The sequence below is a fragment of the Candidatus Paceibacterota bacterium genome (genome assembly GCA_030583765.1).
Lineage (GTDB): Bacteria > Patescibacteriota > Minisyncoccia > 2-02-FULL-40-12 > GWA2-44-9.
In genome coordinates this window covers 205043-218915 of the sequence record CP129474.1, presented here as the reverse complement: position 1 = coordinate 218915, position 13873 = coordinate 205043, and the positions used below count along the sequence as shown (strand labels likewise).

Below are 13873 nucleotides of genomic sequence, written 5' to 3'. Positions count from 1 at the left end.
CACGCGAGAACGGAAGTGCTTTACGTGTATGCAACGCACAACTGGCACACCGTGCCGCGCACGTCTTTTTGCAGGTGTGCGGCGCGGAGTTTTTGGAAGGCTGCACTGTGCCAACCCTCCATGAACCCAACCGTATTGAGGTCTGCCATCGCCCAGCGTTCATCGGCATCAAAGCAGCATGCCGACAAATTGCCACTGGAGGTAATGTGTCCTTCGGTGAAAGCCGACCAGCAAGGCAGCGGATCTCGGAGTGCGCCGATGCGCCCCTGGTTGCCAGCAATCGGGCGATATCCAAGCTCCTTCTCCCTCTGTGCGGCGAGGCTTCCCATCGAGTAGAGGGGGAGCCAGTAGTGCTGGTCAATGAAGGGCAGAATGTCGTCGACGAGCGCCTGCATCTTTTTTTGCTGGTCCCCGTCGTACTGAATGCTGGATGCCGACAAGATGCAACGGTGGCCCGTTTTGGCGTGAATACGATCACGAATGGCCTTCGCGTGCTCCATGTTGTGGAGGGCGCGGTTCCACAGGGAGGGGCGTGCACCGGTCACCCGAGCAAACTGCTCTGGATCGGCGTTGTTCAGGCTCCATTTGAGAGAGTTGAGTCCCGCTTCGATGCACGCCTGAACGTACTCAGGTTGCGCAAGCGAACCGTTCGTGGTGAGAAAGACGTAGGGGAACCCAACCTCCTTTTTGGCGTACCTGATGGCGCGCACGAGGAGATCGGGATTCATGAAGGGTTCCCCCAGGAAGAAAACGCCAAGCTCCTGAACGCCAGCATTGCGCATCTCGCTGACGATGCATGCGTAGAAGTCCCAGGACATGTCTTGCGTTGGTTGCGCTTCGCGCGTGCGAAGAGCGCAAAAACCGCACCGGTAATTGCATCGCCCCGTCAGCTCGATCTTGACGCTCTTGGGGGGCGGTGGGGTCGTGGTCCGATATGCTTCAGGGATCTTGGTTATGGCATCGATCCGATCGGTGATCCTTTCCACGTACATTTCCTTTCGTTTCGTTGTGAGAAGAACTTTTAGCACTATAGCAAACGTTATTAGAATGTCTAGTTGTATCGATGTCAATAGGATGCTATGCTCTCTATACTCGGTATGCTTTCCTTTGCAGAACATCTGAATTTACTTGAGCGGCTTAATACGATGCGCGTCGGCTCCGGCTCGTTAACCGACGTTTTTGTATTCCGCACATACTCACTCTGGTCGTTTTTTCAGCAGCATCTTTGGTCTGAAATCCGTTCGTGGTCTCCGCAGAAGCAGTGCACGCCACCGTCCATGGGCTTAAAAGATTGGCTTTTGAGATATGCTGCCCTATGCATTTCTTTGTTCTCATGTGCATGGCTTGTTCTGAGACGTCCTCGCAACGCCCTCTATACGGTTGATATTGCTGTAGGCGATTTTAAGAATGACCCACGCTTACACAAGGTGTATGAGGTTTTGTATAAGCAGCGTGAGTCTTTTTTCGAAATTATCCATGGCCGCATGAACGGCGGGCTTATTCGGAGATTTTTTTCTCGGCGGCGTCCAGTGATATATCTCGAAGGAATCGATATACTCTTCGGTTTGTTAAAAAGTTTTAGACTTCTAAATCTAGTACAATTCCCTCACATTCCTATTGATGCGGAGCGTTTCAATGCGTCAGAAACCCCACTCGTTGCATATCTTATTCAGACGTATAAACAGAAAGCGCAACTTTCTGTTTATCGCATACTATTCTTAGAGCGTGTATTCCGTATGGTGGGGACGGTTCGTGTATTAAGTATTGATGATATTCGAAACTTTCACGAAGTTATTGCTGCCGCGCGCGGTGCGCACATTCCATCTCTAGTATTTCAGCACGGCCGTTTTAATCGACACCTCGTGGGGTGGCGCTATGTAGGCATTGATGCGCGCCTGTGCGTAATGCCGGATCGCTATGTAGTATGGAATCAGTTTTGGCGGGAGCAACTAATGTCCCTGAGTCCATTATTCGCATTGCACGCTGAGCGCATTCTTATTGGAGGGAGCCCGCACAAAACGCACTATGTACCAATGCCAGGCACTACGAACGGCGCTGAGTTGCATATTCTCATCCCGTTTGAGCCACAAGCTGATAGAAAAGAAGTTTCTTCATACATACTGGCGCTACTCCAAGACCCAGCGGCGCACATTTATTTCAAAGTGAGGCCTGATGCGTCGGCAGAAGATCAGTTACGTGGCCTTTCGGATGCCATAACACAGCATCCCCGTTTTGCATGTGTACAACAACTTACGCCTGCAACGCTCGCCACGATTAATGTTGTATTGGGCAGTTACTCCACCTTCTTATATGAAATGGTTGAGGCCCAAAAGCCTGTTGGCGTTCTGCAAATGCAAAGCACTCAAGCACAGGATCTGGTCGAAGCAGAATTAGCACAGCTGGTGAGCGTGTCAGATATTGTACCGACAGTACGAGCCTTGGCGGAATTACCTCAGGATGTATTGGCGCGCCGCAGCTCCGTGCTGCGCTCAGTGGACGACCTTCATAGTACCTTGCCTCAGATTTTAGAAACAGTAACATAGGCACATGCACTCTCTTCTTGGACGCATTACGTCAGCGCAGATTCATAAGGCCCCCTTCCCTTATGTTGTTATTCCCAATGCGTTGGACCCGGATTTGTGTGATGCGCTCTTGCGTTCCTTTCCACCTCTTAGTGCTATCACGGGTGGCGAGCCCTATGTATCAAATCAGAGATTTAGCTATACGGCAGCAGAGGCATTAGATAATGCATCCCTTTCGCGCGAATGGCGTGACATGGTGAGCTATCATGTGTCCCAATCATTTTTTGGGGAGGTGCTTTCTCGCTTTAAGGAGCATATGCAAGCACAGTATCCAAACATCTCAGGGCACATAGGGGGCGTTGACTCATGGCGCGTGGGCATGCGCAACAAGGATACGTTTACAGATCGCGATATTTTACTGGATGCCCAAATTTCCATTAATACTCCCGTTGTTGACCGGGCTTCGTCTGTAAAAATTTCCCACATTGATAACGAGCGCGAGCTTTTTGCAGGACTTTTATATCTGCGCGACCCTCGCGACGACTCACAGGGAGGTGATTTAGAGATATATCGCGCCAAACGCCAGCCTCGATTCCACGGCCCACGTCTAATCGCGAATCGATTCGTAGAGAAAATTACTTCAATCCCATATACTCATAATACGTTTGTCTTTTTTCTCAATACCCCTCATGCGATTCATGGCGTCTCGCCTCGGTCAGTAACGCGATTCCCACGCCTACTTTTTAACGTGATAGGAGAAGTGAGGGACCCATTGTTTGATATTCGAGCATATCGTGAGAGTTTTTTGGATAAAATTATACGACATGTGTGGCATTAGCGGCTTTACATTTCCCGATAGAGAGCGCATTGATCGCATGACACACGCGCTGCGTCACCGTGGCCCTGACGGGGCACACGTTTTTATGGATCGTTCAGTGAGTCTCGGGCACAACCTCCTTGCCATCACAGAAACTCCTAGCGTCGGTTCTCAGCCATGGATTTCAGATGATAAACGCTACGCGCTCGTATATAACGGCGAAATCTACAACTATCTTGATCTCAAGCGCGAGCTCGAACGTCTCGGAGAGGTATTCCATACGCGCGGTGATACAGAAGTACTTTTTGCGGGTTTGCGGCGCGAGGGGTATCGTTTTCTCCATCGCCTCAATGGCATGTTTGCGCTTGCCTGGTATGACAGAGATGCAGAAATGCTCATGATTGCCCGTGATCGAGCCGGCATGAAGCCGCTCTATTATGTTGAGCGCGACGGGGTGCTTACGTTTGCTTCAGAGCTGCGAGGACTGCTAGAAGATCCTGGAATGCCTCGGGCGTTACGGCATGAAGTGCTTTCGGCATTTTTTAGCATCGGATATCTCCCCGGATCGGCGACATTACTCAAAGATGTTCATAAGGTGATGCCGGGAGAATATAAAGTGTTCTCTCTGCGAGACCGGAAGTTTTTAGAGACTGGATGGCAAGAAGATCTCAGTAATGATCATGAACGTACGGCGTTTGACGTGGAGCAGTTCCGTGAAACACTAGGAGGGGCGATTATTGATCACACGATGGGGTTGCGTCCTTTCGGGATGTATCTCAGCGGCGGTCTTGATTCATCGATCGTACTCCACGAGCTTGTTGCTCATGGCATACAAAAACCGCGCACGTTCACCACGCGATTTGATACGAACGATCCGCGGTTTAATGAAGATGCTGATATCGCTCAGCGACTAAGCAGAGAGTATGGCGCAGAACATGACGAGCTTTTAATTACCGAAAGGGCATTCACTGACGCAACATTGAAAGCCATCGATGTGATCGAAGAGCCTCGCTACCACTCTTCTCGTCCCGCGTACTATCTTCTCGCGCAAGAGGCGAGTAAGACATGCACTGTTATTTTGACGGGCGATGGCGGAGACGAGCAATACATGGGCTACCCCAAGTATTACCGCTCCGCAGCGCTGTCGAAGCTCTATCAGCGCTATCCCACATGGGTGCTTAATGCGGCACTTTCCCTACGAGAAGCGTATCAGGGTAAGGCGCCGTTTGGATTGCCATTGCGCCTCAATGAGCCTTTAACGCGCTGGTGGTATGTGAGTCGGCTCCTCACACAGCGGCACGCTAACCTTTTCACATTTCCATTCAAAGTGAGCAGTGCGCTCTCCCATCTGGAACATATCAGCATGCCATGTGTGCAAAGCCCATCATATGATTTTGGTAATGCGGTTGCAGATTTTGACCGACTTTTCTGGCTTCCCGAAGACTCTCTTACAATGACAGATAAAATCGGTATGCATTTTGGTATGGAGGCACGCTTTCCATTTCTTGATGCACGTGTCACTAACTACGCGTCTCGTATCTCTTCCGAGGAGAAATTACAAGCGCCGGGGACCAAGGGTCTTATTCGTAAGGCGTATCACGACATGCTCCCTACCTATGTCACGGAGAAGCATAAATCAGGCTGGACTGCGCCAGTAGCGCTCTGGATGCGTTCGCAATTTGGTGATATGGTACGCGAGGTGCTCGAGCCAAACTTCTACAATGAAACAGCCCCGCTCTTTAACTTCGAGCTTTTGCGAACATACACCGCATCAGGATCGGCGCATTCTCAAAATAGCATCAAAGCATTCTTCCCTATTTTCACATTTCAAATGTGGGCAAAGCAATTACGTATAACGCTATGAGTTTTCTTAACACAACAAAACACTATATCCGTGACTTATTTAAGTATCCACGCTACAACGAGCATAGCGTTGACTATGCAGCTTATTGGCAGTCCCGTGGCGTAGTGCGCTTGAACGCATTTCAAAGAGCGCGTGCACTGTTTTTATGTGGTGTCATAGGCCAATCAAGCTCGGTGCTTGATGTTGGATGTGGCACTGGGGCAATGCTTGCTTTTTTGAAAGAGCACGGGAAGACTGGAGAGCTACGAGGCGTTGATATCGCAGAAAGCGCACTAGAGGCTGCGCGGCGTAATGGAATTGATGTCATTAAAGGAAATATTGCCGATCCAGATGCGCTACCTGCGATCGATATGCACGACTATGTAACCTTCTTCGAAGTTTTAGAGCATATGCCCCACGCCGAGAAGCTCCTTGAGTGGGGCATGGCGCACGCCCGCAAAGCAGTTGTCTTTTCAGTCCCCAACACAGGATTTTTTGCACATCGACTACGGCTTCTATTGGGACGCTTTCCGCTCCAATGGCGCGCGCATCCATCAGAGCACGTTCGTTTTTGGACGCTGAGAGATATGCGATGGTGGCTCGATGCGATTGGGTATCAGCACGCACAAGTTATCGGCTATGTCGGAGTCCCGGTACTATATAAGCTATGGCCCTCCCTTTTTGCGGCGGGACTCATGGTGGTGGTGCCTAAAAATACGGACCATGCTTATTAAAGGAGATGCATCACCGGTCATTGAGACCGCACATGGGGGCTTGAAGAAGGTTTTTCTCAAAAACGGAGACGTGCCACACCTCACCCAAGTTGCGCACGGAGAGATCGTCAACGTTGGGTCAACGGAACAGTACGCTCATGCACACGAAACCATGTGGGAGGTCTACTATATCCTTGCGGGCGTGGCTCGCTATGTTGTGGGAGATGCGATACACGAAGTGCGACCCGGTGATGTGGTGGCGGTGCCACCGAAAACAAGGCACTTTCAGGATGTGCTTGAAGCCCCTCACCGTTTTTTATATTGGGGCGTTGCAGTTGATGGGCCTTCTACGCAGTAGTTTCGCTGAATGTTGTGTCAGGGAATCCCCAGTTGGCATCGTACTCTTTGTACGGGATACCAGTCGTGAGCATTTTTTGCGTGGTATCAAGGTATGTTTGTAGATCAAGGCTCGGGCGGGTGCCGTTACTGGTGCGGTGGTCAACGTGATAGATCGGGTCTTTAAGAATAACCTGTGAGAGGCCGAGACAATGCGCAAGGTGGAGATGGTATCCGTCCACATACGAAAGAAATGGGACTTGATCAAATCCGCGCGTTGTTGCCCATCCTGTTGCATGCATCATCATAAAATCGCCAGATGCTGCATCGTGGAGGCGATTTGGGTTCTTCGCAACCTTCCAGTCATGGAGGAAGTTAAATATCGGCGCAAAGAAAAGGTTATAGGGTTTTGGACTTTTACGGAATCGCTTAAACCATCGTTTCCATGATACGTAAGGTGAGCCGTTATTCGTCCATATACGCACGGTATTTTGTGCGCACAGGCGGAGTACATCGGGGACGGAGATGGTTGGGTCGATGGCACGAATGCCAAGGTCGTGGCGATTGGCGCGGTAGAACGATGTGGGGTGAAGATCTCCTTTTACAATGCTCAAAAAGAACGCTTCCGAAAAAATAATATCTGGATTTACAGAAGCAACGTATTCGCCTCGCGCTCGGCGGATGCCGATGTTTTTGGCGATGTATTCAGGAAATGGGTTCTTTCCGCCATTACTGACGCGCGCATGAAATTCTGCGGGGATAGAGATAAATCGGAGCGTGCACCAAGCGTTGCCAGAAAGACCTAGCGCCTCGCGAAGTGTGGGCACTTCAATAGGTGGATTATAATCTATAACTACCACTTCAATAGGGGCGGCGTGCTTTTCTGCAAGATAGAGTAGTGTGCGCAACGATGTATGCATGCGGTTGAGGAAATTGCCGCCGTAGTCGTCGTTTCTCCCCGCCATGATGAATGAAATCTTTGGACTCATGATAATGTTTTAAAGTGTCGGTATATTGCGAGAAGCCTCTGCCATAGATTTGGTACTAAGTGGCGTATAGTGCGCTTAGCCCACATTTTAATGCGGCTTTCTGCAAAGACGCTATCTTTCTTGCGTAAGATGGTCAACCCGCTGTGCCAAGGGAGCGTTGCCCACTCCCACGAGTCGTTGAGGTTCGCAACGGCCCTATATGGCCCACCGTATGCCCACTCACCCTTATGCATGCCAGGATTTGTATGATAGCGAGGCTCTGTACCCCCATACATCAGATCATGGAGACAGACGATGCTCTGTGGTGTAACGTGGCGCGTGAGTAGCTCTAGTTCTTTTTTGACATGCGGGTATGTATGCCAATCATCAACAAACACAATATCAAAAACGGTATCATTCGGGACGTTACTCAAATAGGCGAGCGCGTCGCTCTGAATAAATTGCCAATGTGGAGCAAGGTCGGGTGGCGGAGTGAATGTTGTCTGCTGGATGTCTACGGAGATGAGTTTGGCGCCAACCAGATGAGCGGCCAGGAGAAGCGGCAACGTGCTATCACCATTGCGTACGCCTAGCTCTAAGAAGAGCTTGCCCTTGCTGCCAGCGGCAATACCAAAGAGTGTGAGCGCATGTCGGTCAGAATCTCCGATGCCACGGATGGTGGTTTCAGTGATCGTGGCAAGATGGTTCTTTTGATATTCGTTCATGTTGGTCTACATATGAGAACCGCTCTCTTTTTTGAGCATCTCCCACTTTTCAATATTAAGGTCTCTCCTTAAGAACGTGTTATCTGGAAATAGTTCCTCTTGTATGTCGGGCTTCCTTCGTTTGGCGAGCTCAAAAAAAGTTTTCTTTGGAGTTCCAATGTGAATGATCCCAACGGGATTTATAGTGAGACAGAGGGCGATCTCTTTCGCAATGATATCTACATAGTCTCCTACGGTCACTACATTCGTAAAGGCTGTTGGGAATTCCCATGTCTTTGGGCGGAATGTAGTTCTGATGATGAGGTGATCATCTGTTGCAGTTTGCACTTCAAACTCTCCTGCAAGTTTTGTGAACCCGTACCAGTCTTTAGGTGATGGGGTGTCGTCTTCTCGATAATTTCCTTCAGACCCTGGAAATACGATCTCGGTGGAAATATATATGACCTTTTTTTGGTGGCGCGCGGCGACTGTTGCGATCGTGCGCGTACCCTGTACATTCACTCTATATGATTGCAGCTTATCTTTTTCTGCTGCAGCGCGGCTTGTGATTGCGGCAAGATGCACGACCGCGTTTATATCCTCTCGAGACACGAAGCGTTCCACGGCATCGGGATTCAGAATATCCATTTCTGCATGAGTTGGCGTCACGCAGGGTATAAGGGGGCACAATTCAGCGCCCAGCTTTCCATGGCTTCCTGTTACGAGATATTTCATAGTGCTTGGAGGTGGCGCATGACTTCACCGATTCCTTGCTTCAAGGTGCCTGTGGGGACAAACCCGAGATTCCTTATCTTCTCATCGCTGATTTCGAGGTGAGTGTTGGCGGCTATACTTGTCCTGTAGGTAGTCTGTACATGGGGTATGTATTCTCGGATGGCTTGCATTATCTCGTTGGTGGTGAAATTGCCCGTAATAACGTTATAGGCGTCGTTGGTAAATATATCATGCTCTATAAAAAACGCGATTGCTCGCACTGCGTCGCCAACATATAGATGCCCTCGCCGTTTATGAAGGGCCTCCTTCCAAATAGAGAGCGGCACATTTTGAAATGCTTGAAAAGTAAATTTATTAACTGTGGTATCAAAATGCATGCCTGGAGAATAGCCAAAAATACCACCTGGCCGCAAGATGACATATTTTAATCCTTCGCGCCCCCATTGGTGCAGTATGTGCTCGCCGCGTATCTTTGTTTCGCCATAGGGGCTATACGCATGTAGGAGGGCGCGTTCTGTAAGCGGGGGAGGGCTTGATCCGTATATGTGAATGGATGATGGGAATATCATCTTTATATTTTTTTGCAAACACATGCGTGCAATGCGCTCTAGACCGGCGACATTTACTTTGTGGTATTCCAGTTCCTTCGTGTAGCTTTCCTGAATATTAGATTTCCCCGCAAGGTGTACAAGGATGCTATGGGGCTCAAAAGCGTCTTCCAACAATGGCTCGGTGAGTATGTTGCCATATACGGGGGTTGCATGCGGCATATATTGGAGGAGCATTGAGCCAATGTTTCCGCGCGCCCCCGTGACGTAGATATGAGACATTACATTATTTCTTTAATGAATGATGCGAAGCTTTTTTCGAACGCATGACGGGTATGGTTGTCTTTAGCAAATGCGCGGGCTTTCTCCGAGGCGTTGTGGAGTTCGCCATCGGGCATGCGCATGACCATCTCTACGAGGTGCATGGTGGAGGCGATCATCTCCTGATCTGTTGACCCGTTGATTTGAAATCCGTGCACTTCTGCGCGCACGAAGCTTTCTGGAGTAACGATAGGTATCGTACCGTGATGTAATAATCGTGCAATAGTGCCAGGACCGCCCTCTGCCGCACTTGCGTATACGGTAGCGATGCATTGGTCTGCGATATCACAAAACTCTTTTGATGTAAGGTCCATCCATCCTAGTGGGTGGATGTTTGCATGAGTTGCAATAAGCGGTTGTACCCATTGCCAAAACCGCGGCTCTTCTTGCATGTTGCCCACGACGTACAGCTCTGCATGTGGCATTCTCGAAAATGCTTCAAGTACAATGTCTAAGCCTTTATGTACAAGACCACCACCTCCCATCCATATAAATTTATTACGAGCTACTGAAAGATCTTTTTTCTTATATGGAGGGAGTACACAGCTACTTATAGGAATACAATGACCACGTGGGCGCTGGCTGAATGAATCTCGTTGGAGTGCGGTGCCAAAATAGGTGAGGTGATCGGCATACTCATCTGAGAGTGTGCTGGGTAGTTGTCGCGCCATGGGTACTGTTATGCCCGTGCGCTCGCGGAACCACGTAAGACGCCGTAGCTCGGCAGCATTCCAGGTGAGCCAGTGGTTATTCGTTGCCCAGTATACTTTCTTAATGGGGAGTTCCTCGGGTATATCTTTGAGATTGTTGAGGTTATCTATGACAATGGCATACCGCTTCCAATCGACCGAGAATGGCTTCCAAACATCGCAATAGTCAACGATATATCCGGCATCGTTGAGGATTTGAACCATCCTGACTGATTCCCAGTAAATGGTGTGCTTATTAAAAATAGGGTCAGAGAGAGGCACGCCGCGCACGTAGCGATCGATACCGGTTGCGCTATAAATAATCAGTGCTCGTGGCGCGTCGTTCGGAAGACGCTCGCTACCAAGGTCTGGATACGTGATTCCCTGCGCGTGCCCGCGCGGCATGATACGCGAAGCGAGTTTGCGAAGCCCGTGCGCAAGGAGATAGCGTGCTTTTTTCATAATTGTATCGATGAAAGTCGGGCAACATAAGAATCTTTTTGCCCAAGGAGGTCTTGAGGGTTGCCTGCTTCTACAACTTTTCCGTGATCGAGGGCAATAATTTGGTCAAAAGAAAGGATTGACGCAATGCGATGTGTGATGGCGATGACAGTCGTCTTTCCACGAAGATTCTGCAGTGCTTTTTGGATGAGCTCTTCTGACTCATGATCTACGGCGCTTGTCGCCTCGTCTAAGATAAGAATGCTTGGCTCGCGTGCGAGTGCGCGCGCAAGCACTATGCGTTGGCGTTGCCCGCCAGAAAGTTTTAATCCACGATCGCCAACTCTTGTCGCGAACTGCTCAGGGAGCTCCATAACGGTATCATATATATGCGCTCGTTTTGCGGCTTGTATGATCTGCTCCTGCGTCACCTCGTTATCAAAAAAACGGATATTGTTTTCAATAGTATCGTTGAGTAGAAACGGGTCTTGTGGCACGTATCCTATGTGCTTGCGCCATTCATGCATATCAATAGTAGAAATGTCATGTCCGTCTATGGTGACACGCCCAGCCTGAGGCGTCAGAAGTCGTAGAAGTATGTCTCCGATGGTTGTTTTCCCAATGCCCGAAGGACCAACGATTGCGGTAAATGATCCGCGTGGCACCGAGAAAGACGCATTCACAAGAATTTTCTTTGTTTCATTGTAAGCAAAGTCTACATTGTCAAACGTGAGCTCTTTTTGGAAAGAGAAGGGCGTAGTGCCAGTATTCTGTTCCCGTTGTGTTACGATTTCTTTGCGATATCGGAGTATGCTCTTTAGGTGCGGAGTAAATTCATTGATTGCATGGAGGTTGCTCTGTGTTGATTGTAAAAAGGAAAACATTTTTTGAATGAGATACATGATCACCACAAATGATGCGATAGAAAATGTTGGTGCAGTGTATGAGAGGGCAAAAAGTATACTGATAAAAATGAAACTCACCGGCTCAATGAGCGCGAGCGCGGACTGTCTGTAAAAAGAAGTTTTGACACGCGCGTTGCGCAGGTTCCGGAAATATTGTCTGCCCGTGTCGAGCACAGGATGTTCGCGCGCAGCGGCCTTAATAGCTTTAATGCCAAAAAAGCTCTCACTGAGATAATGGTGTATATCTCGTGTGCTTGTGGCAGCTTCTTCGATCAATTTGCGGCTGCGATAGAAAACTGGCTTTAAGAGAAAAAACATCGCTCCACCAATACCGATCGATAAAAGAGTAATTGGCGTTGAGATGCTGAGCGCGGCAAGGGCATAGGTTATGAATCCGGTGAGAAAAATAGCAACAGCGCTTACTTGGTTAAATACCATTGCGCCGCGTTCCACATCCATAATCATGACCGCTTCTAAATGCCCAGCTTTTTTATTGAGAAGATATGGCCACGTTGCCTGAAGCGTCTTGGAAAGCAGGTCGTTTCGTGTCTGCTCCTCAAAGCGTGCTACAGTAAGGGCATTCATATAGCGCACGGCAAATTGCACTACGGCTTTAAAAATGAAAAGGGTAATGATAAAGCCAAGTAGGAACGGTGGTGTGACGGGTATGTGTAAAACATTGAATGCTGTAGTAATAAAGTCCGTGATAATGTTCGCGGATGGAAGATCCTGCCCCGTCATCAGATAAAAAAGCGGGATCGCAGCGCTAATGCCAACCGCTTCGGAAAGACCGCCTAAGAACCCAAGGCCGATGAGACCGGCAAATTGCAGCTTATATTTTCGAAACGCAAAGAGCACGAGCTGCGCTATAGAGATTAGTTTTTTTGTTGGGACGAGTGCCATATTTGCGACTTATACCATACCATATTTTTATTGATTTTACAATGTTTTTCGGGGTTGTTATGATACGCAAAATGTACGCACATCTTCGCGGTCGCATAGGGCGTGTCCTGCAACACTGGTTTGTGCGGCGGGTTGCAATTTTGCAAATTGGTACTGTTGCGGCGACTCTGACCCAGGCAGTTGCCGGCGTTCTTATTGCGCGGCTTTTGGCACCAGAAGCGTTTGGTATCTATGCACTTGCGATGGGGCTGGCTGGCATGATGAGTATTGTGTTTGGCGTCGGTATACAAGAGTCAGTAACGTCGATGGTTGGTCGTGCGTATCATAGCAGTGATCGGGCGGAGGTAGTTTCTCTTTTTGCATATGCGCTCAAGGCTTCGCTGATGCTTGGAATGTGTGGTATTGCGATTGGGGCTCTGGCGCCGTGGATCGCCCATGCGTGGTACGGTGCTTCCGCAATCGGATGGTATGCGCTTGTTGTGGTGTGCGCGTCGGTGATCTCGACTCTCTTCTTCGCGCTTGCGAGTGTTGCATTACAGATTTCTGGCGGCGTGCGTTCGCTTTCTGCATTTGTATTTCTCGATATCTTTGTACGCAACGGTCTTGCTCTCGGCGCTATTCTGTTAGGATTTGGAGTTGCCGGTGCAATGGCGGGACACTTTGTAGGTGCGTGTGTCATTGCTCTTGTGAGCGCTTGGCTTCTCCAGCGCACTCACGTGAGAGATTCGCTCATGCCGAGCTGGGAAGAAATTCTTTCGCACGTTGCTCGCGTATCACTTGCGCGCTACATGCGCGCAAGTGCCCTGGTGGCATTTGATAGAAACATCGGTACGCTTTTTGCGGTGCTCCCCGTGGTCCTCTTGGGTACATTTGTCACTGCGGGAGAGGTGGGAGCGTTTAAGGTCGCATTTGGTTTTATCAATATTGGCGTCGGCATGATTGGGCCGCTCTCCACGCTATTGAATGGGGAATTCCCACGTCTTGAACTTGTTGGGCTTGCAGCCGTACGGCGCACCTTTGTGCGCGCTACGTCCGTTGGTGTTGTTATAACAGCCGCTATCGCTGGCGTACTGGCGCTCATCGCTCCAACGGTATTTCCCATACTCTACGGCGAACTGTTCGCAGATGCCTCGCACCTTGTTGCGCTCTTGTTTGGGTATGGCGTGGTATACGGCATTGGCGTTGCGTTGGGGCCCCTATGGCGCGCGCTCCATGCGGTACACTATTCCATAGGCATCAATATCGGCGTGCTCGCTCTCGGCATCCCAACAGGCTTGTGGGCTATGGGGCATTTCGGAGTTTTGGGCGCGATTGGGATGGTGACAGTATGGTATGGCGCCTCGCACATAGTCTCGTGGCTTATGCTCTGGCGTATTATGTCGCGAAGGATAGCCGTTGCCACAGCACCGATAATTCCGTAAACTGCTA

Annotated in this window: 13 protein-coding genes; 6 read left to right on the top strand and 7 right to left on the bottom strand. The window is 49.6% G+C overall.

Annotation, left to right across the window (positions count from 1 at the left end; all coding sequences use genetic code 11):
• Nucleotides 1-20 precede the first annotated feature (20 nt).
• On the bottom strand, nt 21-992 hold the full coding sequence (locus tag QY311_01110; GenBank protein ID WKZ27342.1) for a radical SAM protein: 972 nt from the start codon (nt 990-992) through the stop codon (nt 21-23).
• An 87-nt stretch (nt 993-1079) separates the two neighbouring features.
• On the opposite strand from QY311_01110, the gene QY311_01105 reads away from it, so the two are divergent.
• The 5 genes from QY311_01105 to QY311_01085 are packed head-to-tail and all read left to right on the top strand — an operon-like array spanning nt 1080 to nt 6253.
• The gene (locus QY311_01105; GenBank protein ID WKZ27341.1) at nt 1080-2543 is read left to right on the top strand and encodes a hypothetical protein; all 1464 of its coding nucleotides are present in this window, start codon (nt 1080-1082) and stop codon (nt 2541-2543) included.
• 4 nt (nt 2544-2547) lie between these two features.
• The gene (locus tag QY311_01100; protein WKZ27340.1) at nt 2548-3360 is read left to right on the top strand and encodes a hypothetical protein; all 813 of its coding nucleotides are present in this window, start codon (nt 2548-2550) and stop codon (nt 3358-3360) included.
• A complete protein-coding gene (gene asnB / locus QY311_01095; protein WKZ27339.1) occupies nt 3347-5203 on the top strand; it encodes an asparagine synthase (glutamine-hydrolyzing) in 1857 nt (618 codons plus the stop codon). Before QY311_01100 ends, asnB begins: the two co-directional genes overlap by 14 nt.
• On the top strand, nt 5200-5916 hold the full coding sequence (locus tag QY311_01090; GenBank protein ID WKZ27338.1) for a methionine biosynthesis protein MetW: 717 nt from the start codon (nt 5200-5202) through the stop codon (nt 5914-5916). The genes asnB and QY311_01090 overlap by 4 nt, the downstream gene beginning before the upstream one ends.
• Nucleotides 5906-6253, top strand: a complete 348-nt coding sequence (locus QY311_01085) for a cupin domain-containing protein (GenBank protein ID WKZ27337.1) — start codon at nt 5906-5908, stop codon at nt 6251-6253. The genes QY311_01090 and QY311_01085 overlap by 11 nt, the downstream gene beginning before the upstream one ends.
• Here the strand turns inward: QY311_01085 and QY311_01080 are convergent.
• Genes QY311_01080 through QY311_01055 form a run of 6 tightly spaced genes read right to left on the bottom strand, consistent with a single transcriptional unit; the run spans nt 6243 to nt 12445 of the window.
• The gene (locus QY311_01080; GenBank protein WKZ27336.1) at nt 6243-7220 is read right to left on the bottom strand and encodes a hypothetical protein; all 978 of its coding nucleotides are present in this window, start codon (nt 7218-7220) and stop codon (nt 6243-6245) included. The genes QY311_01085 and QY311_01080 overlap by 11 nt on opposite strands.
• Nucleotides 7217-7924, bottom strand: coding sequence for a class I SAM-dependent methyltransferase (locus QY311_01075; GenBank protein WKZ27335.1), 708 nt, complete (start codon nt 7922-7924; stop codon nt 7217-7219). Before QY311_01075 ends, QY311_01080 begins: the two co-directional genes overlap by 4 nt.
• Nucleotides 7925-7930: 6 nt before the next feature.
• Nucleotides 7931-8638 (bottom strand): sugar nucleotide-binding protein, encoded by a 708-nt coding sequence (locus QY311_01070; protein WKZ27334.1) that lies wholly within the window; start codon nt 8636-8638, stop codon nt 7931-7933.
• Nucleotides 8635-9468: an NAD(P)-dependent oxidoreductase gene (locus QY311_01065; GenBank protein ID WKZ27333.1), complete on the bottom strand. Its 834-nt coding sequence runs from the start codon at nt 9466-9468 to the stop codon at nt 8635-8637. The genes QY311_01070 and QY311_01065 overlap by 4 nt, the downstream gene beginning before the upstream one ends.
• Nucleotides 9468-10658, bottom strand: a complete 1191-nt coding sequence (locus QY311_01060; GenBank protein ID WKZ27332.1) for a hypothetical protein — start codon at nt 10656-10658, stop codon at nt 9468-9470. Before QY311_01060 ends, QY311_01065 begins: the two co-directional genes overlap by 1 nt.
• On the bottom strand, nt 10655-12445 hold the full coding sequence (locus QY311_01055) for an ABC transporter ATP-binding protein (protein WKZ27331.1): 1791 nt from the start codon (nt 12443-12445) through the stop codon (nt 10655-10657). Before QY311_01055 ends, QY311_01060 begins: the two co-directional genes overlap by 4 nt.
• Before the next feature lie 71 nt (nt 12446-12516).
• On the opposite strand from QY311_01055, the gene QY311_01050 reads away from it, so the two are divergent.
• The gene (locus QY311_01050) at nt 12517-13866 is read left to right on the top strand and encodes an oligosaccharide flippase family protein (GenBank protein ID WKZ27330.1); all 1350 of its coding nucleotides are present in this window, start codon (nt 12517-12519) and stop codon (nt 13864-13866) included.
• Nucleotides 13867-13873: the final 7 nt, after the last annotated feature.

Coding starts and splice junctions, on each gene's coding strand:
- QY311_01070 (WKZ27334.1), bottom strand. CDS start 8,638: ATGAAATATCTCGTAACAGGAAGCCATGGAAAGCTGGGCGCTGAATTG.
- QY311_01110 (WKZ27342.1), bottom strand. CDS start 992: ATGTACGTGGAAAGGATCACCGATCGGATCGATGCCATAACCAAGATC.
- QY311_01075 (WKZ27335.1), bottom strand. CDS start 7,924: ATGAACGAATATCAAAAGAACCATCTTGCCACGATCACTGAAACCACC.
- QY311_01105 (WKZ27341.1), top strand. CDS start 1,080: ATGCTCTCTATACTCGGTATGCTTTCCTTTGCAGAACATCTGAATTTA.
- QY311_01065 (WKZ27333.1), bottom strand. CDS start 9,468: ATGTCTCATATCTACGTCACGGGGGCGCGCGGAAACATTGGCTCAATG.
- QY311_01090 (WKZ27338.1), top strand. CDS start 5,200: ATGAGTTTTCTTAACACAACAAAACACTATATCCGTGACTTATTTAAG.
- QY311_01100 (WKZ27340.1), top strand. CDS start 2,548: ATGCACTCTCTTCTTGGACGCATTACGTCAGCGCAGATTCATAAGGCC.
- QY311_01055 (WKZ27331.1), bottom strand. CDS start 12,445: ATGGCACTCGTCCCAACAAAAAAACTAATCTCTATAGCGCAGCTCGTG.
- asnB (WKZ27339.1), top strand. CDS start 3,347: ATGTGTGGCATTAGCGGCTTTACATTTCCCGATAGAGAGCGCATTGAT.
- QY311_01050 (WKZ27330.1), top strand. CDS start 12,517: ATGTACGCACATCTTCGCGGTCGCATAGGGCGTGTCCTGCAACACTGG.
- QY311_01060 (WKZ27332.1), bottom strand. CDS start 10,658: ATGAAAAAAGCACGCTATCTCCTTGCGCACGGGCTTCGCAAACTCGCT.
- QY311_01080 (WKZ27336.1), bottom strand. CDS start 7,220: ATGAGTCCAAAGATTTCATTCATCATGGCGGGGAGAAACGACGACTAC.
- QY311_01085 (WKZ27337.1), top strand. CDS start 5,906: ATGCTTATTAAAGGAGATGCATCACCGGTCATTGAGACCGCACATGGG.